This is a genomic window from Marisediminitalea alba (assembly GCF_002993365.1).
GTDB classification, from domain to species: Bacteria; Pseudomonadota; Gammaproteobacteria; order Enterobacterales; family Alteromonadaceae; genus Alteromonas; species Alteromonas alba.
Map to the genome: position 1 here is coordinate 1 of NZ_PVNP01000139.1, position 23,502 is coordinate 23,502.

At 48.2% G+C, this 23,502-nt stretch carries 25 protein-coding genes and 2 pseudogenes; 14 read left to right on the forward strand and 13 right to left on the reverse strand.

Annotation, left to right across the window (positions count from 1 at the left end):
• The coding region (locus C6Y40_RS12635) for a transposase (RefSeq protein WP_146129565.1) at window positions 1-169 on the forward strand (169 nt) is incomplete at its 5' end.
• A 487-nt stretch (window positions 170-656) separates the two neighbouring features.
• Here C6Y40_RS12635 and C6Y40_RS12645 read toward each other — a convergent pair.
• Window positions 657-821, reverse strand: a pseudogene (locus tag C6Y40_RS12645) (IS256 family transposase); the annotation flags it as partial.
• A 227-nt stretch (window positions 822-1,048) separates the two neighbouring features.
• Between C6Y40_RS12645 and C6Y40_RS12650 the strand changes: the two are divergent.
• The 3 genes and pseudogenes from C6Y40_RS12650 to C6Y40_RS12660 form a co-directional block, all read left to right on the forward strand.
• Window positions 1,049-1,390: pseudogene (locus C6Y40_RS12650) on the forward strand (transposase); the annotation flags it as partial.
• Between the two features lie 161 nt (window positions 1,391-1,551).
• Window positions 1,552-2,892, forward strand: a complete 1,341-nt coding sequence (locus tag C6Y40_RS12655; protein ID WP_240621947.1) for a HipA domain-containing protein — start codon at window positions 1,552-1,554, stop codon at window positions 2,890-2,892.
• A complete protein-coding gene (locus C6Y40_RS12660) occupies window positions 2,882-3,163 on the forward strand; it encodes a helix-turn-helix transcriptional regulator (RefSeq protein WP_240621949.1) in 282 nt (93 codons plus the stop codon). Before C6Y40_RS12655 ends, C6Y40_RS12660 begins: the two co-directional genes overlap by 11 nt.
• Before the next feature lie 220 nt (window positions 3,164-3,383).
• Here the strand turns inward: C6Y40_RS12660 and C6Y40_RS12665 are convergent, their stop codons facing one another.
• Window positions 3,384-4,247, reverse strand: coding sequence for a YicC/YloC family endoribonuclease (locus tag C6Y40_RS12665; protein WP_105934888.1), 864 nt, complete (start codon window positions 4,245-4,247; stop codon window positions 3,384-3,386).
• Between the two features lie 205 nt (window positions 4,248-4,452).
• On the opposite strand from C6Y40_RS12665, the gene rph reads away from it, so the two are divergent.
• From rph to tusA, 3 genes are read left to right on the forward strand one after another with little or no spacing between them, the layout of a single operon-like run.
• Window positions 4,453-5,166 (forward strand): ribonuclease PH, encoded by a 714-nt coding sequence (gene rph / locus C6Y40_RS12670; RefSeq protein ID WP_105934889.1) that lies wholly within the window; start codon window positions 4,453-4,455, stop codon window positions 5,164-5,166.
• 14 nt (window positions 5,167-5,180) lie between these two features.
• Window positions 5,181-5,822, forward strand: a complete 642-nt coding sequence (gene pyrE, locus C6Y40_RS12675) for an orotate phosphoribosyltransferase (RefSeq protein ID WP_105934890.1) — start codon at window positions 5,181-5,183, stop codon at window positions 5,820-5,822.
• Window positions 5,812-6,069 (forward strand): sulfurtransferase TusA, encoded by a 258-nt coding sequence (gene tusA / locus C6Y40_RS12680; RefSeq protein ID WP_420836936.1) that lies wholly within the window; start codon window positions 5,812-5,814, stop codon window positions 6,067-6,069. Before pyrE ends, tusA begins: the two co-directional genes overlap by 11 nt.
• Here tusA and C6Y40_RS24760 read toward each other — a convergent pair.
• From C6Y40_RS24760 to C6Y40_RS12695, 4 genes are all read right to left on the reverse strand, one after another.
• Window positions 6,066-6,236: a hypothetical protein gene (locus C6Y40_RS24760; protein WP_170308475.1), complete on the reverse strand. Its 171-nt coding sequence runs from the start codon at window positions 6,234-6,236 to the stop codon at window positions 6,066-6,068. The genes tusA and C6Y40_RS24760 overlap by 4 nt on opposite strands.
• Window positions 6,237-6,253: 17 nt before the next feature.
• Complete coding sequence (locus tag C6Y40_RS12685; RefSeq protein WP_105934891.1) at window positions 6,254-6,691, reverse strand: hypothetical protein; 438 nt, start codon at window positions 6,689-6,691, stop codon at window positions 6,254-6,256.
• 94 nt (window positions 6,692-6,785) lie between these two features.
• Entirely contained in the window at window positions 6,786-7,307 is a 522-nt protein-coding gene (locus tag C6Y40_RS12690; RefSeq protein ID WP_105934905.1) for a YqaA family protein, read from the reverse strand.
• A 66-nt stretch (window positions 7,308-7,373) separates the two neighbouring features.
• Window positions 7,374-8,663 (reverse strand): metal-dependent hydrolase family protein, encoded by a 1,290-nt coding sequence (locus C6Y40_RS12695; RefSeq protein ID WP_105934892.1) that lies wholly within the window; start codon window positions 8,661-8,663, stop codon window positions 7,374-7,376.
• Window positions 8,664-8,807: 144 nt separating this feature from the next.
• On the opposite strand from C6Y40_RS12695, the gene C6Y40_RS12700 reads away from it, so the two are divergent.
• Both C6Y40_RS12700 and C6Y40_RS12705 read left to right on the forward strand, forming a co-directional pair.
• Window positions 8,808-9,104 carry a DUF3566 domain-containing protein gene (locus tag C6Y40_RS12700; protein WP_105934893.1) on the forward strand — a complete coding sequence of 99 codons (297 nt, stop codon included), beginning with the start codon at window positions 8,808-8,810 and terminating at the stop codon, window positions 9,102-9,104.
• Between the two features lie 144 nt (window positions 9,105-9,248).
• The gene (locus C6Y40_RS12705) at window positions 9,249-10,619 is read left to right on the forward strand and encodes an IS4 family transposase (protein WP_105934894.1); all 1,371 of its coding nucleotides are present in this window, start codon (window positions 9,249-9,251) and stop codon (window positions 10,617-10,619) included.
• Window positions 10,620-10,671: 52 nt separating this feature from the next.
• On the opposite strand, the gene C6Y40_RS12710 is transcribed toward C6Y40_RS12705, so the two are convergent.
• Window positions 10,672-11,520, reverse strand: a complete 849-nt coding sequence (locus tag C6Y40_RS12710; protein WP_105934895.1) for a DUF3014 domain-containing protein — start codon at window positions 11,518-11,520, stop codon at window positions 10,672-10,674.
• A 264-nt stretch (window positions 11,521-11,784) separates the two neighbouring features.
• On the opposite strand from C6Y40_RS12710, the gene C6Y40_RS12715 reads away from it, so the two are divergent.
• Window positions 11,785-12,093: a DUF6482 family protein gene (locus tag C6Y40_RS12715; protein WP_105934896.1), complete on the forward strand. Its 309-nt coding sequence runs from the start codon at window positions 11,785-11,787 to the stop codon at window positions 12,091-12,093.
• On the opposite strand, the gene C6Y40_RS12720 is transcribed toward C6Y40_RS12715, so the two are convergent.
• The 4 genes from C6Y40_RS12720 to C6Y40_RS12735 form a co-directional block, all read right to left on the reverse strand.
• On the reverse strand, window positions 12,090-13,403 hold the full coding sequence (locus C6Y40_RS12720; protein WP_105934897.1) for an ABC1 kinase family protein: 1,314 nt from the start codon (window positions 13,401-13,403) through the stop codon (window positions 12,090-12,092). The genes C6Y40_RS12715 and C6Y40_RS12720 overlap by 4 nt on opposite strands.
• A 6-nt stretch (window positions 13,404-13,409) precedes the next feature.
• Window positions 13,410-13,685 (reverse strand): hypothetical protein, encoded by a 276-nt coding sequence (locus C6Y40_RS12725; RefSeq protein WP_105934898.1) that lies wholly within the window; start codon window positions 13,683-13,685, stop codon window positions 13,410-13,412.
• 113 nt (window positions 13,686-13,798) lie between these two features.
• Window positions 13,799-14,287: a DUF6702 family protein gene (locus C6Y40_RS12730; protein ID WP_164464743.1), complete on the reverse strand. Its 489-nt coding sequence runs from the start codon at window positions 14,285-14,287 to the stop codon at window positions 13,799-13,801.
• 22 nt (window positions 14,288-14,309) lie between these two features.
• Window positions 14,310-16,754: a M1 family metallopeptidase gene (locus C6Y40_RS12735; RefSeq protein ID WP_420836938.1), complete on the reverse strand. Its 2,445-nt coding sequence runs from the start codon at window positions 16,752-16,754 to the stop codon at window positions 14,310-14,312.
• Window positions 16,755-17,042: 288 nt separating this feature from the next.
• On the opposite strand from C6Y40_RS12735, the gene proB reads away from it, so the two are divergent.
• The 4 genes from proB to C6Y40_RS12755 all read left to right on the forward strand — a co-directional run bounded on the left by proB (window position 17,043) and on the right by C6Y40_RS12755 (window position 20,943).
• The gene (gene proB, locus C6Y40_RS12740; RefSeq protein WP_105934907.1) at window positions 17,043-18,146 is read left to right on the forward strand and encodes a glutamate 5-kinase; all 1,104 of its coding nucleotides are present in this window, start codon (window positions 17,043-17,045) and stop codon (window positions 18,144-18,146) included.
• Between the two features lie 79 nt (window positions 18,147-18,225).
• Window positions 18,226-19,476, forward strand: a complete 1,251-nt coding sequence (locus C6Y40_RS12745; RefSeq protein WP_105934900.1) for a glutamate-5-semialdehyde dehydrogenase — start codon at window positions 18,226-18,228, stop codon at window positions 19,474-19,476.
• Between the two features lie 100 nt (window positions 19,477-19,576).
• Window positions 19,577-20,014, forward strand: a complete 438-nt coding sequence (locus C6Y40_RS12750) for an acyl-CoA thioesterase (protein WP_105934901.1) — start codon at window positions 19,577-19,579, stop codon at window positions 20,012-20,014.
• Window positions 20,014-20,943 (forward strand): D-2-hydroxyacid dehydrogenase, encoded by a 930-nt coding sequence (locus tag C6Y40_RS12755; RefSeq protein WP_105934902.1) that lies wholly within the window; start codon window positions 20,014-20,016, stop codon window positions 20,941-20,943. The genes C6Y40_RS12750 and C6Y40_RS12755 overlap by 1 nt, the downstream gene beginning before the upstream one ends.
• 23 nt (window positions 20,944-20,966) lie before the next feature.
• Here the strand turns inward: C6Y40_RS12755 and C6Y40_RS12760 are convergent, their stop codons facing one another.
• Entirely contained in the window at window positions 20,967-21,878 is a 912-nt protein-coding gene (locus C6Y40_RS12760; protein ID WP_105934903.1) for a hypothetical protein, read from the reverse strand.
• A gap of 20 nt (window positions 21,879-21,898) precedes the next feature.
• Window positions 21,899-23,430, reverse strand: a protein-coding gene (locus C6Y40_RS12765) for an IS3 family transposase (protein ID WP_420836937.1) whose coding sequence is annotated in 2 segments (ribosomal slippage) — window positions 21,899-22,968 and window positions 22,968-23,430 — 1,533 coding nt in all. Because the reading frame shifts where the segments join, the coding sequence is not laid out codon by codon here.
• Between the last annotated feature and the right edge of the window lie 72 nt (window positions 23,431-23,502).

A 23,502-nucleotide genomic window follows, 5' to 3' on the forward strand; every position in this document is an offset into this window, starting at 1 on the left:
CAGAGCAAAAGTGGAGCATCCGTTTCGGATCATCAAATGTCAGTTTGGCTTTATCAAAGCACGTTATAAAGGGCTGATGAAAAATGACTCACAGTTAGCCATGTTATTCACCTTAGCGAACCTGTTTAAAGTAGACCAGATGTTAAGGCGACAGCCAAGATCTATCTGAAATCCGGGAATAACCCGGAATAAGGCCGAAATCAGGCCTAAAACGGCAGTATATTTGCCGAAATTGAAATTTTAGCGTTCAAAAATTAGACGGTAAGTGCAAAGGCTGGTTCAAGAACTAAATTGCAGGACTTATTCGCAGTTTCCCTAGTACAAATGCCTGGCAAAGTACGACACAAAGCACCGGCAGATATGGAATAAAAAAATAAGCGAACAAATGTCTAAAGCGTGGATACAGCGACTTAAAGATGAAAGTTGGGGAAGCCGACCAGAGCCAATGTGCCGATAACATTATCATCGTAACTAACAGTTAGTTGCTATGCATTGGTGTTCGCCATTGGTTAAACCCATTCCTTTTCTGATGAGGAGTCTGCTGTCGGCGTTAGCGCTGTCGATGTCAGGGTGATACCCAGCCCATTGAGAACAGAAAAAACTGCAGCTAAGGTACAATTCGAGACTGTAAGATCTTCTGTGTAAGTGGCTGTTTATCATAGTGATACGCGGTCACTGTACATAATCATAAACTGGCTCATGGCCGCTTTCCAATCTCTTATTGGCATTGTCCACTTCTTCGATATCTGGTGAAGCGCCAGATACAGTATTTTCATCACTGAATCGTCTGTCGGGAACGACCGTCTGGTCTTGGTTACTTTCTTAGCCATGGGGTTGAGATTACTTAAGTGTTGGTATCTGTAAGTTATTATATTCACTGATAACGGTGATTTAATTATGGAGTAATAATAAAAAGCCGCTAAATTAAGCGCCGGGATGAAACTATCGAAAGAAGATAACTGTCATTCAATATTCGGGATCTCAACAAGGAATTATGGAACCCGCTACCCTGTAACCCAATAAAATCGTGACATTTCAGCAATGTCATCTTAAAGCAGAGCGTGGACTACCGATTCAGCTGCGTATGGATAACTGCCCGGTGCTAATCTCGGCGACGCTGACAGACTGGTGTGAGAACTATAATGTTGAACTGATATATATCCAGCCAGGTAAGCCACAGCAAAATGGCTTTGTTGAACGCTTTAACGGTTCATTCCGCAGAGAGTTTCTGGATGCCTACTTGTTTGAAAATCTCAATCAGGTAAGAGAAATGGCCTGGTTCTGGCGACTGGATTATAACGAAGAAAGAACACATGAAAGTCTGGGTAACCTGCCTCCGGCAGCTTACCGGGTAAAACTGGAAAACGCTAATTTAGAACTGTCCCATTAAAGGGAAGTGAACAACGGTAGTAAAGTACCGAGCTAGGCTGTCTACTGCACAATAATCGGTAGACTACTACCGTAAATAATTGCTGTTCTACAATTAAACGGTAGATTTCTACCGAAATGCTGCTAATATTAATAGTTAAACGGTAATAAACTACTGGATGGATGATGCCAACAGTCACACTACAATTATTTAATCAAGGTCAATGGTGGGATGCAGCGACTTTGAGTTTCTCTGATGAGCGGCTCAGTGCAAGTTGTTCGCTTTACTATGCGCATGAGTATATTGCTAAGGTCGCTAGTTATGAGGTTAAAGATTGTTGGGCATGCTCAGTGAATGCGCCCATTAGTGTTGTTCCTAAAGACTACCCTAATTGGCCAGCTTTATTAGATGATATTTTGCCAGTGGGAAAATCTCGAGATTGGTGGCTCAAGTATCTTAATGTCAGTCGCTCAGACGAGTTTCAGCAAAATTACGCGCTGCTGAATCATGCTTGTATGGCGCCCGTTGGCAATTTACGAATTAAAGAATCAGTGCCGACAGAAGCTAATAACGACCCCCGTCGCTTTCCCATAAATGACGTGATTTCATTGCAATATGATTTCTTAGAGTATGCTACTGAACAAGGCGCCGCAGTTGGAGGGGCAACAGGAGCTGGTGGTGTCGCACCGAAACTGCTACTGATGCTTGAAGAAGGCAATGTTTTCATTGACGGGGACTTTGCAGGTAAGCCATTGACCGCCACTCCATATTTAACCAAGTTCGCTAGAAATAGGCGCACGGCTCGAGATAATAATATTCTAAAAGCAGAGGGCGTATTTTATAAGGCACTTTCAGAAATCCTTCAAGATACCAATGTAAAAACGATAGATGTCGATAAGCTAAAAATATTAGAAGATAAGCAAAGCGCCCAAGTGAGTTTATGGCTACCCCGCTTTGACGTCTACTTAGAAAATGGTGTGGCTACTCGTATTGGATTAGAGAGTATTTATTCAATCATTGATGCGGAATCCGGCAGTTATCAAGATCATTTTTACGTTATGGAGACCGTATGGCGAAGAATAAATTCTGCAACTCAAATGACGAAAAACGAATTTGCTAAGCAATATGTTGTTAGAGATTTTTTAAACATTGTCTTCGGCAACTCAGATAACCATGGCCGCAATATTTCATTTTTAAAATTTGACGGCGATATTTGTTTTGCACCCATCTATGATTTTGCACCTATGAAAGCAGACGAAGAAGGCATAACTCGTTTATTTAAGTGGGGCCGAAATTGTGAAGTAGGTGGGCACGTTAATTTTTCAAACATTGCTGAGCAGCTTGCAGATTTTTGTGAGCCGAATGACATGATTTTATTTTTGCAGCAACTGGCAGAAAAATTAATCGACTTGCCTGAGCGGTTAACAAGATTAAATTGCCCAGACGAGATATTAAATTTTCCGGCGATTGGGTTTAGCAACATTAAAAATAAATTAGTAGAGATGGGAGTCTATGATGGTTAGCTTATCGGGCGAACAACGAAAAAATATTCTAGCGCAGCTCGAAAATGATCTTGCTAACAATGTTATTGGCATAGGCGAACTGGTTAAGCAGGTTCGAACTCAACTTTATGGCATGACGCAAACACAGTACGCGAAATTTATTAAGGTGTCTGATAAAACTCTTCGTGATATAGAGAAAGGGAATACTGATCCACGCGTCTCGGTTCTAAATAAAATTTTAGCGCCAGGTGGCTTTCAACTATCCGTTCGGTCGGTGCGCCACGACATATAAATTGGGTTATGACTTGCATTGGGTCATTGGATTTCATCATCTGGTGCAAGTACTGGTGAAATAGCCTAATTGTGTCTTCGCACACATAGTTTCAAATCTCAACGTATTATTCCTCGGAGGAAAAAGCGAAAGATCTTTGACACTATCGTCTCAATACGCCTAAAAAGCAAAAAGCCCAGTATGACTGGGCCGAGCGGATTATTTTGTAGGGTATTGGATCTTACTCAATATTCTGGATCTGCTCGCGCATTTGTTCAATAAGCACTTTAAGCTCTACTGCAGACTGGGTGATCTCGGTGTTAATGGACTTTGAGCCCAGCGTGTTCGATTCGCGGTTAAATTCCTGCATCATGAAATCCAGTCGACGCCCACAGGCTCCGCCTTTGTTCAGGATCTTGCGGGTTTCACCTACGTGAGAATTGAGGCGATCGAGCTCTTCAGCCACATCTACTTTTTGCGCTAACAGGATCATCTCCTGCTCAATTCGCGCGGCGTCCAGTTCCAGCTTGGCTTCTTCAAAGCGGGTCATAATGCGTTCACGCTGCCAGTTAAGGATTTCCGGCATACGCTCGGCAACTTTCTTTGCTTCTACTTCGATGGCATTGAGGCGCTGCTCAATCAGCGATTTGAGGTTTTCGCCTTCATCGCCCCGGGCAGTAATAAAGTCATCCATGGCTTTATCCAGGCCGGCCAGTAAGTCGGCCTGAATGGTGTCTGTATCGGCCTCTTCGGCAGCGATAACGCCAGGCCATTTTAATACATCGAGTGGGTTTACGCCGGTCGATTGACCGTGCGACTGTACCCAGTCGGCAGCATGCAATACCTGTTTGGCCAGCTCTTCGTTTAGGGTTAACTTAGTGACGGCTGCATCGTTGGCGGTAAAGCGTAAGGCGCACTCTACTTTGCCTCGTTGCAAACGCTTTCTGAATCGGTCGCGAAGCAGTGGCTCTAAACTACGAAACTGTTCCGGTAAACGAAAATAGGTTTCCAGGTAGCGTTGGTTAACTGAGCGAATTTCCCATACTGCGGTTCCCCAGTCTTTCTTTACTTCGCTGCGTGCGAAAGCCGTCATGCTGTAAATCATTGTATTGTCCGTCGGCATATTGCTTGTGTTGTATCCTATTGTACTACAGTCCGCATCTGAACCCTATGCCTTTGCTTTGTTGCCACAGTCGGGTTTCACATGGAACATTGCTCAGCCCGGAATGATTCAACGTTCAACTTATGCCATTAATTACGCTATACTAGCGCCGTTGAATTAGCCGAGTACCCAATTTCAGGAGATTACCATGCGCCCAAGTGGCCGAACTGCCAGCCAAATCCGCCCCGTTACTATTACCCGTAACTTTACCTGCCATGCAGAAGGTTCTGTGCTGGTGGAATTTGGTAACACCAAAGTCTTGTGTAATGCCACGGTTGAGGAAGGCGTACCGCGTTTTATGAAAGGTCAGGGCAAAGGCTGGATAACGGCTGAGTATAGCATGTTGCCACGCTCTACCCACACCCGCTCACAGCGTGAAGCGGCACGCGGCAAGCAAGGTGGACGTACCCTGGAAATTCAGCGTCTGATTGCCCGCTCTTTACGTGCTGCGGTGGATCTTAAATTACTGGGTGAAAATACCATTACTTTTGATTGCGATGTAATTCAGGCCGATGGTGGTACCCGCACAGCCTCTATCACCGGTGCATGCGTGGCGCTAATCGATGCGCTTACCTACATGCGAAATAAAGGCATTATTAAAGCCAACCCGCTTAAGCATATGATTGCCGCACTGTCGGTAGGTATATACGAGGGCACTCCTATTGCCGACCTGGAGTACATCGAAGACTCTGCTGCTGAAACCGATATGAACGTGGTAATGACCGAAACTGGTAAATTAATTGAAGTGCAGGGCACGGCTGAAGGCGAACCCTTCTCTTTTGACGAAATGCACGAACTGCTCGACATTGCCAAGCACGGTTTACGCGAATTGTTTGATATTCAGAAAGCGGCATTAAATTAAGTTTCGGAGATCCCATGAAAGCATTCCAACAGGCGTTTATTGAGTTCGCGATTGCCCGTGGCGTTCTGAAATTTGGTGAATTTACCCTGAAATCTGGCCGTAAAAGCCCGTATTTCTTTAACGCGGGATTGTTTAATCGCGGTGGTGATTTGGCCAAGCTGGGTCGTTATTATGCCGATGCATTAACCGATGCGGGCATCGACTTTGATGTATTGTTTGGTCCTGCCTACAAAGGGATCCCAATTGCTACCACTACCGCGGTGGCACTGGCCGACCATCATGATATGGATGTGCCGTATTGCTTTAACCGTAAAGAAGCCAAAGCCCATGGCGAAGGCGGCAACCTGGTGGGCAGCCCGCTGGAAGGCAAAGTAATGCTGGTGGATGACGTAATTACTGCCGGTACCGCGATCCGTGAATCCATGACCCTGATAGAAGCCAATAATGCTTCGCTTGCCGGTGTGCTGATTGCACTGGACCGTCAGGAGCGTGGTACCGGTAAGCTTTCGGCAATCCAGGAAGTCGAGCGTGATTACAGCACCAAAGTGGTGTCTATTGTTTCATTAAATGACGTGGTGACCTACCTCAAGTCTGCCGGCGGATACGATGAGGCGATCACCGCTATCGAAGCCTATCGGGAAAACTATGGCATCTGAGCCAACGATTAACTGGCAGGACGCCGATCACCAACTGGATGCGCTGGGCCTGCGTTGCCCTGAGCCGGTAATGATGGTGCGTTTGCAAATGCGTAAGCTCGAAGATGGGCAGACGCTATGCATTACTGCCGACGATCCGGCAACGGTCAGAGACATTCCCAGTTTTTGCCGTTTTATGCAGCACACCCTGGTAGCGGCTGATACCGAACAACTTCCCTATCGCTACTTATTGAAAAAAGGCCTTTAGCCTTCTGAGGCTGCCTGTAACACCAGTTGTTGCAGGCAGTGCTTGTGTTCCGGTGACGTGCTGTGAATATCACTCAAATGAATCTTCTGACCCTGCAGTAACTGCTTGAGCACTGATACCCTCAAGTGCACATTAACGAACTCCGGTTGTGGCTGAAATGTTTTCATTGGCTCCTCCTTCCTGATCAATGCAGATGGGTTGAAAACTGCATAACATCATCGTGACGTAACCATTCCTTTAACTGGTGGATGGTCGACAGTAGTTGTGGCTCGGATGCATACAACGGCATAAGCGCTGTGAGCTGTTGCTGAGTGTCATTGAGCACATCCTTGCTGAACTCAGGCTGCGCTTTACTGCAGTCACTTACCGCCATAGCGGCCGCCACGAAACTCACCAGATCCTGATGGTAAATTTGCGATGCGCTGTCTGGGCGGCGCAGCGCAAATAATATGGACTGCGCAATTTCCCAGACCTGAGTGTAGAGCTTTCTGGCTCGTGATAGTTCGCCATCTCGCCGGAGTTGTAGTGCCTCAAGTTTAAGCTTTTGTCGTTCGAACCGGGCCTGCTCCGGATGCAGTTGTAACCATTTTCGATAAACCGGGCAAAGTAATGAGCTGCGCATAACCACTATCCCCTAAAATCCAGTAATGCATGAGAGTCATTACCAAGTTAATCTAAATGAGAATTATTATCAATAGTGGTTTTTGAGCTTGTTCCTAGCTGAGTATCAACCACAGTCCGGCCGCCACAACGGTAATGCCGATCATGGCTTTGGTTTTGTAGCGACGAATAAAGCGTTCCGCTTTATTACCGAATACTTTAACTATCAGCGCCAGGCCAAAGTACCTTAGCGAGCGGGCGATAACCGTCGCCAGTAAAAACAGCCAGATAGAGTATTTGGTGGCGCCAGCGGCAAGCATTGCTATCTGAAATGGCACCGGCACAATGCCCAGGGTTAGCACAAACCAGAAGCCCTGGGCCTCCATTTTTTGTGTTACGCGCTCAAACTGTTGTTCTGAGCCAAACCAGCTAATCAGGTCCTGGCCCACGGCATCAAAAAGAAAATAGCCAATGGCATAGCCAAACAGCGCGCCGATAATACAGCCAACGGTGGCCATTAAGGCAATCAGCCAGAGTTTTTCCCGTTTGGCCTGCATTAACGGAATAAGTACCGCTTCCAGTGGGATGGGGACAATGGTGGATTCCAGAAAGGAGGCAATCGTGATCCCGCGCAGCATATGCTGAGAGTCCACGAGTGCCTTGGTCTTACGTTTAAGTTTCTCTTTCACCAAGGGAAAACGCCCCTATTGTTTGTAAATTTTTCCGCCTTTCATTACAAATTGCACGTTTTCCAGTGTCGTAATATCTTGTAGCGGATTGCCCTTAACCGCCACGATATCCGCGAATTTACCGGCCTCCAGGGTGCCTAGCTTATCGTCAATGCCGAGCATGGTGGCTGCGTTTATCGTGGCGGCTTGTATAGCTTTTGCAGGGGGCATGCCAGCTTCTACCATCAAACCAAATTCCTGGCCATTATCACCATGGGCTGAAACGCCGCTGTCGGTACCAAAGGCTATGTTTACGCCGTTCTTATAAGCCTTGCCGAATGTTGCCTGAATCAAGGGGCCGATGGCCGCAGCTTTAGGGCGAACGATGTCCGGGAAGTAGCCGTCAATCTTAGCCTTTTCGGCCACGAACTCACCGGCCAGAATGGTTGGCACATAATAGGTGTCGTGCTTTTTCATCAGGGTCATCACTTCTTCGTCCATATAGGTACCATGCTCAATGGAAGTGACGCCGGCTTTGATTGCTCGGATCATGCCTTCTTTACCATGGGCGTGGACCGCAACCGTCATACCGTAGTCTTTTGCGGTAGCGACCACCGCATCGAGTTCATCGTTCATAAACTGGGGGTTCTGGCCGCTTTTGGCTACGCTTAACACGCCACCTGTGGCGGTAATTTTAATCGCGTCGGCACCATCCTGATAACGCTGACGAACGGCCTGGCGAGCTTCGGCTACACCATTAATAACGCCCGCTGCCGGGCCGGTATCCGGACGAATTCGTTTAGCCATGCCATTGCTGGGATCGGCGTGACCGCCGGTGGTAGCCAGTGATTTGGCCGCAGTGTAAATACGCGGGCCGGTTGCCATGCCCTGATTAATCGCGTTACGCAGTGATACCGTTTCGTTATAGCTGTCGCCCAAATTGCGCACGGTAGTAAAGCCCGCCATCAGGGTTTTATTGGCGTAATGTGCCGCCGCCAGGGCGTAATCGGCTTCGTTGAGGGTAAACCGCTTCAGGTACGACGAGGTGCCACTTTGCTGGGAGCTTAGATGAACATGCATGTCCATTAAACCTGGCAATACTACGGAATCAGAAAGATCGATAAGCGTGTCGTCTTTGGCCACCTTAATATGACCTTTGCGGATCTCACGGATGGTGTCGTTCTCAATGATCAGCGATACCGGGCCGGTAAGTTTATCGTCGGTGCCGGTAAAGGCGTTGCCCGCGTGGATCACCGTGGCGGCCTGCAGGTAACTCACAGGGAACAGGGCTGCCGCCAGCAGGATGGATTTGATCGTACTCTTCATTACTCGTTGCTCTTGTTGTTGTGAAGTCACTTCACTTTATGTCATGACTGGCACTTTTACAAAATACCCTGCACACTGACTGCCAGTCTCAGTGCTCGTGGAAGAGCTACAGGAAACCACCAATAAATAAAAGGAACTCCCGCCATGCAACAAAGATTAAAGAAAATATCGGCGCATTCACTGGCTATTCACCTGGCACTGGTGTTTGCCATTCTGTCACTGATTTTTATGCTGCCGTTTACGTTTTTGATGACCTCAATGGTACCGAATATGCCTGAACAAAATGCCATGCCGTTTATGTTCACCGGCGCGATGACTTTTGTAATGCCGTTTTTCTATTTTGTTTTCACTTATATATTTACGCTGATTATGGCGTTTATCTATAACCTGCTGGCGAAACTGACCGGCGGTGTAAAGGTTACACTGGAAGCGAATGACTAAGCGCTGATAAATAACAGCCAATAAAAAAGCCACCGTCAGGCTGTCTCTTATACACAAATCCCTACTAAATAATTAGTGGGGATTTTTTTGAACTCTTCTTTCTAACTCTGATCAGATCTTTCACTTAACTCATTGAGAAAGATTATGATTGATAATGTAGAGTGGGCTGAAAAAACGTTTGGAGAAGCAAACCTAGGAGATCCTCGTCGTACATCTCGTCTGGTAAAATTAGCTGCAACACTTGCCAATACACCAGGAAAGCCTCTTGTGAATATCACTGAATCCCCCGCCGATATGGAAGGAGCATATCGCTTCATTAGAAATGAAAGTGTAGATGCGACTTCAATCGCTGAAACTGGATTTAACGTTACAGCTGGACAAGCTGAGCGACACAAAACATTACTTGCCCTAGAAGATACTACGACCATTTCATACAGCCACAAAAGTATTCGAAACGAACTTGGACACGTGAATCAAGGTAACCGTTGCCGCGGTATGCTTGCACATAGTGTCTTACTTTTTGCGCCAGAATCACAAGAAATAGTTGGACTGATTGAACAGTCGCGTTGGACACGAGACATAACAACTCGTGGTAAAAGAGCGAAACATGCATCGACACCATACACTGAGAAAGAAGGCTACAAGTGGGAGTCAGCATCAGTCAATATGTCAGCAAGGCTGGGAGCAAAGATAGATGATGTGATATCAGTCTGTGACCGAGAAGCCGATATCTACGAGTATCTACTTTATAAGCTAAAAACTAAGCAGCGCTTTATTGTTCGATCAATGCAAAGTCGGCACATTGAGGAAGGCGAAAACAAGCTATATCACTATGCCAGTCAATTAAAAAGTGCAGGGCAAAAGCAAATACATATTCCGCAAAAAGGAGGGCGCAAAGCACGAAACGTGACCTTAGATATTGTGTTTGCACCAGTCACGCTCAAGGTTCCTAACAATAAGCGTGGTGAATCACTTCCTTTATACTACGTCGGATGTGTAGAGCACGGTAATTCAAAAGAAGCGTTATGCTGGCATTTACTGACAAATGAACCCATCACAACTCAAGCGCAAGCACAAAAAATAATTGGCTATTACGAGCATCGTTGGTTAGTAGAAGAATATCATAAGGCGTGGAAAAGTGACGGTACTAACATCGAAGCCTCGCGCCTACAAAGTAAAGGGAACGTTGAGCGTCTAGTCACAATAAACGCGTTTATTGCCGTAAGGATCCTTCAACTCAAATTCGCAAAAGACCGACCGGACGATAGTAGCTGTGAAGAAGTCCTATCACCCAAAGCATGGAAGTTATTATGGTTAAAACGAGTGAGTAAGACACCACCTGACTCAGCCCCCTCACTGAAATGGGCCTATACGGAGCTTGCAAAGCTAGGAGGGTGGAAAGATACAAAAAGAACAGGAAGAGCGTCTGTGAAAGTCATATGGCAAGGATGGTTCAAACTGCAAACCATCCTTGAAGGCTATGAGCTAGCCATGTCTCTTGATCTCGACTTGTGATCAAGAGACAGCCGTCAGGTGGCTTTCTTCAATACCATTTTGCAATGCTGGCTTACTGAGCCATCAGACTGTCTTTAAGCTCACGTAGCTTCGCTTTTATACGGCGCATGTTATCCGGACCAGTGCGCAGGAGTTGTTTCTGCGGGTCGGATAACCCTTCCAGACGCTCGTCAGCATATTTGTACATAACTGAATCGGTGTACACTTCCACTGGCATTTTCACTTCTGGTGTATCTAGCAGCGTGTCAATGGCTTCAATCAGTACCTCAGTGAAAGGCTGATCCGGGTCGCCAATTTCAGCATACTTGGTCTGAATCTCGTCCTGGTAGGTTTCGTACAGGGCAATCAGGTCTTCGTTGCTCATTGACTCCAGTACGTCTACATAAGGGGTGTAACGCTTGTAACTGGCAGAATCAATCCACTCGCGGTCGGCCTGGGTATACACCCGGAAATCCTGGTCCGGTGGTGTGAGCAAACGGTGGTTAGGAGCAGTTTCATCATCAGCCAGGTTAGTCGCCGTTACAACAAAGCGCTGTAATAACCCATCGTTAACCAGCAAGCGGCTAAGCGTTGGTGATGTAGCAATAGTTTCAAGAGCTGCTTTAATGGCGGTGTCGCTAACGTCCAGCGGCTCGGGCTCTGGCGCAGGCTCCGGCATAGGCTCAACGTCCTGATCCGGATCGATTTCTACCGGTTCTGGCGGAGGCGTAGCTTCAAAGGTATCGGCTGGCTCAGGCTCAATAGGTTCAGGTTGGGCAACTGCTGGCGTTTCTGGCTCAACAACTGGTTGCGGCTCTGGTTCGCTCGCTGGCCACATCAGCACCGCCAGCAACACAACTACGATTACGCCAATCACAATGGCATAAGGTAACCAGGATCGTTGCTCAGTATTTTCGCTCATATTTGTCTACCTTGATCATTGGCTGCGGAATTCCATACTATCAGAGTTAATGACAATCCGCTGAAAATCAATGCACTTTTGCAAATCTTTTCGATTATGAAAACTCACTTGCTGCGCCTACCTTTATTGAATACAGGACTTGGCAGCAAGAGTAAACCGTTAACAGGTACGATTTTATAGATGCTTTGGGGGTAAATTGGTTCACTTCATCCTTTCTTTACTTTTGTGCGTACAAAATGACGAATTACTGATTTCGGAGTGTTTATGCACAAGTTTATGAGTCGCGATATTGAGAAAGGCCCGCTGGAAATCGAGAACCTGGAAGTTCAGTCATACGAAATGAATGTCTATCTGGTCCAGCTAACCATTGATGGCAATACCGGTCTGGTGTTTAGTGATAAGGACCAGCCCATGCGGTTTTACAGTGCCGGCCATATTCGTGAGTTTTTCGCCCATTGTGAGGTGGGCCACTCATTTATGACCCACGATACGCCGTATGATGAAATGATCGGCAACCCGCCAAAAGCCAAGCACTCCATGGCACTGCCCTTTAGTATGGATTTACCTTACTAAAGCCACTTCGCGGCGGCCTTGCGCAAATCTACCTGCGTATTCAGGCGTTTAGCCAGTAAATACAGGCCGCCAAGTTTGCGATGGATAAACACCGCGTCTATAGGCGGTACATGCCAGAAGTCCTGTTCGAAGCTAAGCGCCATGCCTGCAGATTGTAAACGCCCCAACAGATCGCTGTTGCCAAAGTCATAAGCCCCGTCACAGTATAATGCCTCGCATGCCAAGCGGCCCATGGCCAGCACGCTGGCCTGTTGCTCTTCAGTGTGAGACGCTTGCATTAAGCCAATATCCAAAGCGGCTTCGGCCACACCAGGCATATCCTCTTCGGCCATACTGCGCAGTAGCTGTAAATAGCCGTTAGATATAGCCGCTGGTATTTCCCGGCAGGCGCCAAAATCTAACAAGGCAATTTGCTGCGAGTCTGGCATGTAGCGATAGTTTGCCATGTTCGGATCGCTCTGAATGAGTTGGAAGGCAAATACTTCATCAAAGAACAGCCTGAACAGCTCCGTCATCAGGTGATTACGCACTGTTTGTGGTTGTTCACTGAGTGCTTCAATGGGGCTACTGATAATATGTGTCATCGCCAGTACATTGGGCGTACTGAGTGCGGCATAAACCTCGGGTACTACAAAACTCTCAAAGTCTGCTGCTGCCTGTTGGTAGCGGCTCATCATGTCGGCTTCGCGAACATAATTTGCTTCGTCATGCAGTTGCAGTTTGGCTTCGGCCAGCAGCGGTTTTATATCAAAGGAGCCGGGCAGCAGGCCGGAAAGCCGGATTATACTGGCGACATTGTCTACGTCACTGTCGATGCTGTTACCAATGCCCGGATACTGCACTTTGACCGCCAGCGTTTCACCTTGCAGGGTAATCACTTTGTGCACCTGGCCAATCGACGCCGCGGCAATGGGCGCATAGGAAAAATACAGCAGCGTGTCGAACCAGCCTGTGCCCCAGGCTTCGTCGAGCACTTGTTGTAATTGCTCTTTAGGCATCGGGTCGGCGTCTTCCCGCAGGCGGGCTAAAATGGCGCTGAGCTCCGGTGGTAGCAACTCGCCGCTGTCCATAGAAATGAGCTGGCCCAATTTCATCGCGGCACCCCGCAAAGATGCCAGCTGGTCGGTAATGCGCTGAATATTTTTAGGAGTGAGTACCAGGTCTGATAAGACCGGCCGTTGGCCTGAAAGCAGCTTAGTGGTGCCGTTAGAAATAACGCTACCGGCAATTTTGGTGGCCAGCGAACCGATCCGCGAGAGCCTGGCTATGCGTGAGCTGGGAACGGGTTTATTTTTCGGGGGCTGGCTCATACACCTTTAAACGAATTGCGAGATAAACTGGATCAGCATGCCGGCGGCGCTGCCAAAGCCAAAACCGAACCAGCCGTTTTTGCCCAGATAACGGGCTAGTGAGGCGCCGAAGATACCACACCATAACATGCTGCCGTAAATAGCCATTAAGCCTGTGCCCATACCGCTGTCAGGTAAGAACATCATTACAATAATAGTGAGTGCCATGGCACCAGACAGGAAAACAAAAATTATGTTTTTCTTTTTTGCCTGGGGAGTATGGGTTTGGTTGGTGTCGGTCATTCAGATTGCCCTGTCATTGTTTTGAGCATCATGACCATTTACGCAGGTCAGGTCAAATGCGACCTTGGTCTGAATAAACAGTACCGCAAGCGCTATTGCGGTACCTGGAGTTATTAAAAGTGGACTTCCAGTAATTCAACACTGTCAGTAAAGGTCAGTGTTTTTAAATCGCCATTGCCTTCCACATTGATAGTATTTACTTGCTCCGGCCATAAATCCCGCAAAGCATCGTGGCGAATTTGCAGGCCTTCCAGTGCAGGTGGCTGGGCAGTTTCCTGATAAACCCAGAAGTGCTTACCTTCTACCTCAAAACCCACCAGGTTGAGCGGCAGCGAGTCATTTTGTGCATTAAATAGCACAAAGCGATTCGAGACATAACGGGCAAACTGGGTTTGCGTTTCCTTGTCATCCAGAATATCGGCCGTTTTCTTGAACAGCGCTTTAACGGCGTGCTCTGCATCATGCAGGTTAAACCGGTGCATGATTTCGATGTTCTCAGTACGCGGATTAAATAACACCGTCGTGATGGCGGTTTTTTGCTGATGTGCCACAGCCTGACCACAGGCCATAAAGATAAGCAGGGCATAAAGCCCTGCTTGCATGACACTTTTTACTCTATTGAGTTTAGTTGTCATCACCTTCTTTCTTCTCACCGTCTTCGTCGGTTTTCAGCTCAGTTTTGATATCCTGCATGATATCGCGACGAGCACCCGTTGTCGTACGCTTAGACTTGTACGCTTCGATTCGTGAAGGAATGATTTGACGCGGATAGTGATTGTTTTCCACATCCACATCAGCTGTTTCCCAGCGCGGGTCAACAGTTACGCTTACCAGCTCTTTATCTTTGTCGGTCACCACCAGCTTGCTAACAGCCTTGGGGGTACGACGCCAGATTTCAGCCGGAATACGCATCATTTCCTTGGTACCGTCGGCAAAGGTCATTTCCAGAATAATTGGCATCACCAGACCGCCTACGTTAGAGAACTCCATCACGTAGTAGTTTTTGTCTTCTTCAATGGCACGTTCAAAGGCTTTACGTTCCCAAGGCTCAAGCTTTTTCAGCCAGCTCTGGTACTTGTTACGCTCTTTGTTAGTTACCGTGTACTGATCGTTTTCGTCGTAGAAGTCGGTGATATCAGGGAAGCGTTCTACCCACAGTTTACGACCTTCTTCTTTATTACGTTCAACGGTCAGCGACATTGGCTTGTCTTTTTCGAACTGACGCTCACGGGCATAATCGATATCCGGATCTTCAGTATCCAGACGCAGCTTGTACACTTTGTCCAGTGAGATATCCACGTGATCAGTAGTGTAGAACCAGCCACGCCAGAACCAGTCCAGATCAACGCCTGACGCTTCTTCCATGGTGCGGAAGAAATCAGATGGCGTAGGACGCTTAAACATCCAGCGCTGGGCGTATTCTTTAAAGGCAAAGTCAAACAGCTCACGACCCAGGATAGTTTCGCGCAGAATGTTCAGGGCAACCGCTGGCTTGGTGTAAGCATTCGGACCTAAACGCAGTACCGAATCAGACTGAGTCATGATGGGTACCTGAGTTTGTGACTTCATGTAACCTGTCACGTCGCGCGGCTCAACACCCCATGGAATGTCCGGATCCCATTCGCGACCGGCAACGCCGTCGAGGAAGCTGTTTAAGCCTTCGTCCATCCAGGTCCACTGACGTTCGTCAGAGTTTACGATCATTGGGAAGTAAGTGTGACCCACTTCGTGAATAACCACGCCGATCAGGAAGCGCTTCTCAGCCAGTGAGTAAGTGCGCGAGCCATCGTCCTGTAATTCAGTACGCGGGCCGTTAAAAGTGATCATGGGGTATTCCATGCCGCCCACCGGACCATTGACCGACTGTGCTGTTGGGTACGGGTAGTTAAAGGTAAAGCGGTTGTACACTTCCAGCGTATGCACGATGGACTCAGTAGAATATTTCTTCCACAGATCGCCACCTTCTTTCGGCCAGAACGACATCGCCATAACGTGCTTCTGCGGACCGCCCTGCTTAACGCCTTTGGCATCCCACATAAACTTACGTGAAGAGGCCCAGGCAAAGTCACGTACGTTGTCGGCTTTGAAGTGCCAGGTTTTGGTATCGCTGGTGCCTTTTTTTTCGTTTTCCAACGCTTCTTCTGGCGTAACGATAAAGATCGGACGGTCAGCATCTTCGGCTTCTTCCAGGCGCTCGCGCTGTTCACTGGTCAGCACGTCTCGTGGGTTTTGCAGTACACCGGTAGACGATACAATGTGGTCAGCTGGTACGGTCATCGAGACTTCGTAGTCACCGAACTCCAGGGTAAACTCACCGCGACCGATAAACTCTTTGTTGGTCCAGGCTTCGTAATCGGTGTAAGCCGCCAGACGCGGGAACCATTGAGCCAGCAGGAAAATATCGTTGCCGCCTTCACGTTCGTCGTCCGGGAAATGCTCGTAACCAGAACGCGCTGATACCGCATCTTCTTCAACAATGTTGTAGCCAAAGTCGATGTTCAGTTCGGTTTTCTTGCCAGGCTTTAATGGCTCGGCCAGATCAACACGCATCAGGGTACCAACAATCACGTAGTGCAGTGGCTTACCACGGCCATCGGTGACTTTCTTAATTTGATAGCCCAGCTCGTTATCTTCAACAAACTGCTGGCGACGAATGGCGCCCATGGATAATTTGGCTGGTGAGCTGCCTGAAGCGGCAGAAGTTGCCGGCCCACGGTTACCAATACCACCAAAGGTAGTGGTCAGTGCCGACAAAGAGTCGTTACGGAATTTGTTCTGATCCAGTTGGATCCACAGGTATTTCAGCGTATCCGGCGCATTGTTGTGATAAACAATTTCTTCACTGGCATCAATGCGACGCTTTTCTTCGTCCAGCGTTACATCAATATCGTAGTCAACTTGCTGTTGCCAGTACTGGTGGCCTGGTTCACCCGCCGCGTTACGATAAACGTTTGGCGTGGGTAACACTTCTTCCAGCTGGCGGAACTTATCCTCAAAATCACCTTTGGTTTGCTTGATTGCACCATCAGCAAAAGCTGGCGTGGCTGACATAATCGACAGCACTGGCATCAACCAAACTAACTTCGGCATACGCTTACTCATAGGTATTCCTTCGTCGTTAAATGGAAAATGGCTCAGATTGACGAGAAGGAATTCCTTAACGCATCGTCACCTATATTTATTGGAAGGCACATAGTTTAATTCTAATACGGTGAAATTTGCCAGCGATTGACCGTAAATAGCCAAAAACTGAACGCAAACAGAGCTTCACAGGGCAAGATATTCATGGTTTTTTTGTTTGTTTTGTGGGCGCGTTGTAATATTCTTAACACCCCGTTTATCTATCGATTTCTCCAGATGAGTACATTTTCCTGGCAACGCGCTGTTATCAAGATAGGAAGCGCTCTGATTGCGCCAGACGGACAGCGATGCAGTGGCCGGTACTTACTTCCCATAGCGCGATTTATCAATGCCAGCCGTGAGGCGGGAAAAGAAGTGATTTTGGTGTCTTCAGGCAGTGTTGCCGCCGGAAGAGCTAAAATTCCGGTCAATCACGTGGCATCCATCGCTGAAAAGCAGGCCATGGCGGCCATTGGCCAGATTGATATGATGGCTAACTGGCAGCGTTTTTTTGATTTTCCCTGTGCCCAGGTGCTGCTGACCTATGACGATCTGCACGACCGTACGCGCTACGTAAACATCAAAAATACCATTCGTGAATTACTCAATCACCAGGCACTGCCTATCGTTAATGAAAACGACACCGTGGCAGTCAATGAACTGAAAGTGGGTGATAACGACAATCTGGCGGCCTACACCGCACTGGTGGGCGGCGCCGATACGTTGATCATTTGTTCCGACATTGATGGCCTGTACAGCGCAGACCCGCGTAAAAATCCCGACGCGACGCTCATTCCCGAAGTGGAAAATATTACCCCGGATATTTATGCCATTGCCGGCGGCGCCGGTACGTCAGTAGGTACCGGCGGGATGCGAACCAAAATCGAAGCCGCCGATAAATGCACCCGCAGTGGTATTCAGACACTGATTGTTAACGGCCGCAATGGAACGGTTTTTGATGCCTTGCACGAAGGGCAACTACCGGGCACGCTGTTTAAAGCGCAGCAGTCGCAGAAAACCGCTCGCCGTTTATGGCTCGAACACACGTTAAAAACCCGTGGACGCATTGAGGTAGATGAAGGCGCCAAAAAAGCCCTGGTTGATAAAGGTGCATCATTACTGCCATCGGGTGTGGTGGAAGTAAGTGGTCACTTTAGTCCTGGCGACGCGATCGAAATTCACTGCGGAAAACAGGTGCTTGCTAAAGGTATTGCGCTGTATGGCGCGCAGGAATTGCGACAAATCAAAGGCGCTAAGAGCGCACAGATCAATACTATCCTGGGCTATGACAGTGGCGAAGTGATTGTCCATCGGGATGATTTAGTGCTATTTAAGCCCTGAGACATTGTGCAGCGTACCGCTAATGACTGCGCCCCAGCACTGCTACAATTAACTGATCTGTTAAGCAAAGGGAGTCGGTATGAGTTTTTCAATTCGCAAAGCCGCCAGTGAGGCAAAAGTGGCCGCCAGACAGGTTGCTCGTTTGAGTGGCGAGCAAAAACGCGCCGTGTTAATGGCAATCAGTCAGCACCTTATCGCTCAGGTTAGTAATATTTTAAGCGCTAACCAGCTGGATTTGGAACACGCTAAAAGTGTCGGCCTTGATGCCGCAATGGTTGACCGGTTAACCCTCACCGAAGAGCGGGTTATGGGTATTGCTAATGCGGTAGCCTCTATTGCAAATCAAACCGATCCGGTGGGCGAAGTCAAAGCGCTTAAAACCATGGCCAGTGGTATTCAGGTGGGCAAAATGCGCATCCCGCTGGGCGTCATTGCGATGATTTATGAATCACGGCCCAATGTTACCATCGATGCCGCGGCGCTTTGCTTCAAGGCGGGCAATGCGGTGATCCTGCGCGGCGGAAAGGAAGCGCTGCACTCTAACCTGGCGCTGGCAGCCTGTATTCACCATGTGCTGCGCGAATTTGATATCGATACGGCGGCGGTCACGGTGATCCCCGACCCGAATCGCGAGATCATGAATAAACTCATGACCTTAAAAGAGTATATCGACCTGATCATTCCCCGAGGTGGTGAAGGCTTAATTGAATACGTCAGCGAGCGCAGCCAAATACCGGTGATTCAGCACTATAAAGGGGTTTGCCATTTGTATGTCGACAAAGACGCCGACCTTGATCAGGCCCTGGGGCTGCTGGAAAACGGTAAAACCCAACGTACCGGCGTGTGTAACGCGCTGGAAACCTGTTTAGTCCATCGCGCAGTGGCCGATACCTTTTTGCCCCGGGCGGCAGCCATGCTCAAGCAACATAACACCATGATCCACGCCTGCGACTCGTCGATTGGCCATTTTGCCGAGGCGATTTCGGCTACCCATGCCGACTGGCAGGCTGAATACCTGGCCATGGAAATTGCCGTACGGGTGGTAGATAGTTACGAAGACGCCGTTGCTCATATTACCGAGTACGGCTCCGGTCATACTGAAGTCATTGCCACGCAAAACTACACCACGGCCAACGCGTTTATCCGGGATATTAATTCTGCCGTGGTGATGGTGAACGCGTCTTCGCGTTTTTCTGATGGCGGTGAACTGGGACTGGGGGCTGAAATTGGTATCTCGACCAGTAAATTGCATGCCTATGGTCCCATGGGCGCTGAATCGCTTACCACCGAAAAGTTTGTGGTACTCGGACAAGGGCAGACCCGGGCGTAAACGTGGTTTAATCTCAACCATAAATGGCGTAGTGTTATATTTTTCGCGGCAGACGTTGTGTCTTCGTTGCCAGTCAGTCAATAAAGGATGAAAGAGTATTATGACGGATATTACCCCGTCCCTCAGCGATTACCCTTACCAGGTGACATTGCCAACCCGTTGGCAGGATAATGATATCTACGGCAATGTGAATAACGTGGTGTTCTACAGCTTTTTTGATACCGCGGTAAACCGCTTTTTATGTGATGAAGCGGGGATGGATTTTCGTACCAGTCCGGTAGTGGCTCACGTGGTGAGTTCACAGTGTCAGTTTATTTCCCAGGTTGCCTATCCGGAAGACGTGGATGTGGGTGTTCGGGTTGCTAAAATCGGCCGTAGCTCGGTAACCTACGGGGTGTCTATTTACGCCGGTACCAATGAGCGTCGGGTGGCTCATGGTCAGTTTGTGCATGTCTTTGTCGACCGCACGACCGGCCGTGTTGTGCCTGTTCCGGCGCGAACCAAGTCGGCTCTGGAACGCATTATCGAGTCGTTATAATGCGGGCGGTTGTACTCGACAGTGATTCGCTGGGATCCGATCTCACCCTCAGCGAATTTGAATCATTACCCGTAACTCTAACCCGTTACCCGACCACCACTCCCGAACAGGTTATCGAGCGTATTCGCGATGCCGAAATTGTGCTGGTGAATAAAGTCGTTCTCAATGCTGACGCATTAGGTCAGGCTGAAAAACTGCGCTATGTGGGTGTGCTCGCCACAGGCACCAATAATGTGGATACCGAATACTGCCAGCAACACGGAATTACGGTTAACAATGTCGAAGGCTACGGCACCGATTCGGTTGCGCAGCACGCCATGATGCTGTTGCTGAATCTGGCCACCTCGTTTGTGCCTACCATGCAACAGGTTAAACAGGGAGACTGGTCGCGCTCACCGTTCTTCTGTTTGCTGGATAATCCGGTAATGGAACTGGCCGGTAAACATCTGATTATTGTTGGTTATGGGACGCTTGGGCAACGCTTTGCAGAGCTGGCCCGCGCGTTTGGTATGAAAGTCTCGGTAGCGGCAAGGCCGGGAACGACCTCTGCTGAGCGCAGAGCGCTGGATGATTTACTCCCGGAAGCGGACGTAGTGAGTTTACATTGCCAGTTAAGCGCCCAAACCGAGCAGTTAATTAACGCTGAGCGACTACGATTGATGAAGCCTACCGCGCTGCTTATAAACACCGCGCGCGGTGGATTGATTGACGAGTTGGCACTGGCTGATGCGCTGACGAACGGGCAAATTGGCGGCGCGGGACTCGATACGCTTAGTGTTGAGCCGCCTCCGGCTGATCATCCGTTGCTAAGCCTGTCTCTCCCCAACCTTATTATCACACCGCACTCAGCCTGGTCAGCTAAAGAGGCCAGACAGCGATTGCTCAAAATGGCAGTTGCAAAACTTGAGCAGTTTATTGAGGCGAGTTAAAAACGTTGAGGATTAAGCAAACCTCAATAATACTTGCATAATTTAGCCCCGTTGTTAGTGCTGGTGCATCGCCATTCTCGTTTTTGGTTAACTGCTGCTTCGAATTTTCGCTGGGCTTTAATTTCTTCAAGCTGTTTTTGCTGTGCCTGGGTTTCCCACTCCTGTCTTTGTGCATATACACCATTTGCCCAGCCATTGACTAAACCACATTCACGGCTTTGTTTCCCAAATCGGTGGCAGATTGTACTGGCATCTTCTACCTTTGGAAGACGTTTCCATTGATGCCAGTATGCAGTCAAATATTTCCCGCCAAGCTCCATGGCCGCTTTGTATACATCACCGCCGTAAGGAATATTATTAATGTTAGATTCTAATTCTATATCAGCCCAGGTACGTAAAGTTGATTCCGCTCTGGCGGCATATATGGCTTGCTTTTCTTCCCAAGGCAGTGCGTTCCATTGATTATTTTTAACAATACTTTCCCACTCTATGCGGGCTTTTTTAAGCAATATCGGGGCTGCAAGTGCCTCTGCGCTGTCCGGGTGTCTGGCAAACTCGGTGCGTTTACTCGCTACATGAACAAGCCACTCAGGCTTCATATCATAATAGGCATTGGTCCAGTCTGATAAACCATCTTCAGGGTTTTTATCATTGTTGAAAAAGCGCAGAGCAACCAGATAATTTTTCCGTGGTATCTCCTTGGGATCGGCGTCTTTGAATAAATCTGTGTAGTCCTTATCAGCCAAAGTGCCTATCCAAATGTCGGCAAAAAGCGGATAGTATTTTTCGACATTCTTAGTCAGGTATTCTGCTACGCTTTGAGGAAGTAGCTCTTCTGGTTTACGTCTTAATAACGTCCATTTGTGTGAGTTTCCGATTATTCGATAAGACCGTCCACTTTCGTTTTCGTAAACGGCGATCCCGGCGTTTTTCAAGGTAGTTGTCGCCTGAGCTGTTAAGCTGCTTCTTTTTTATTCTCCGGATTTAGCTCTACGCTTCCGATCTTATCCCAGTTTCTGGTTTCACCAGACCAACGACTTGGATTTCTCACTTTTGCCTCGGCATATAACTCAGTGCGCTTTGCCAGTATCTGTTGGTCTTCACCTTTGTGTCGCTGCTCTGGGGTAACGAATCTTATGCGGCTATGGCGATGTTCGGTGTTATACCAGCGGACAAAATCTCGCACCCAGGCTCGCGCTTCCTCCAGCGACTTAAAGCCTTCACTCGGCCATCTATGGCAGTATTTGACTGTGCGGAACAGAGATTCTGAGTAAGGGTTGTCATTACTGACACCGGGACGGCTACGTGAGCCGATAACGCCCATTTCAATCATCTTAGCTTGCATGGTCAGGCTCTTCATCGGACTGCCATTATCAGAATGTAAGATTATCTCGTCATTCACGCATTTCTCAGACCATAGCGTGCGTTCCAAGAGGTTAGCGGCATGATCACCAGACTCGCAATCATACACTTCCCATCCCACAACTTTACGGCTAAAAATATCCATTATCATGTACAGATAAAAGAACCGACCAATGACCGTAGAGGGGCAGTACGATATATCCCAGGTCCACACTTCACAGGGACCCGTAGCCGTAAATCCATCAGGTTTTGCCAGTGTACCTTTGGGTTTTGCTTTGCCTCTGTGGCTAAGCTGATTATTGGCTTTCAATATACGGTAAAAGCTGGATTCCGAACCCAGATAAACTCCCTCATCGGCCAACATGGGCACAATCTGACTGGGCGGCAGACTGGCAAACCGCTCTTCATTGCAGATATCCAAAATGGCTTGTTGTTCTATCTCAGTTAGCTTATTTGCAGGCGTCGGCCTGCTCGCCTCCGGGCGCTTATCTGCACAAATTCCATCCGCGTCCCGCCATCGTTGTAACGTGCGCAGGGATAAGCCGATGATGCCACAGGCTTTGTGCTTTCTGGCCCCCGCACTAACGGCTTCATCAATCAGTGAAATATAGTATTGCCTATCTGAGAACGTGGTTAGTTGTCCTCGTCTTCCCCCCAGTAGGCATTTAACTTTTTTCTAAGCACCAGAAGCGCAGCAGTTTCGGCTAACGCTGCGTCTTTGCGTTTTAACTCTCTTTCCAGCTCTTTAATGCGTTTCTTATCCGCTTTACGTTCCTGGGCCTGCTGTTTACGCTTATCCGCCTCGGATTGATTACCGGAGATACAGCTATGTTTCCATTGCTGGATTTGCTCCGGGAAAAGGCCCTTTTTCCGGCAGTATTCACTTACCTCAACTTCCGACATGGCAGCAGTCTCTATCACCGCAGAAAACTTCTGCTCTGCGGTCCAATTCTCTGGCGTATTACTTTTAATCAAACTGAAATCGGCCTCTGTATACTTGTCCCGCCAACCATACAACGTAGACAGGCTAATACCTTCTCTTTGCGCAAACTGGCGTAATGATAAACCGCTTTCAATCAACTTACTAACCACTGCCTTTTTATGTTCTTCTGGATAATGTCTCACTCATGCCTAACTTCCGCACCCTGTCTAATACTATGAAAAACTGAGGCGACAACTATCCTGACACAGGGGGAT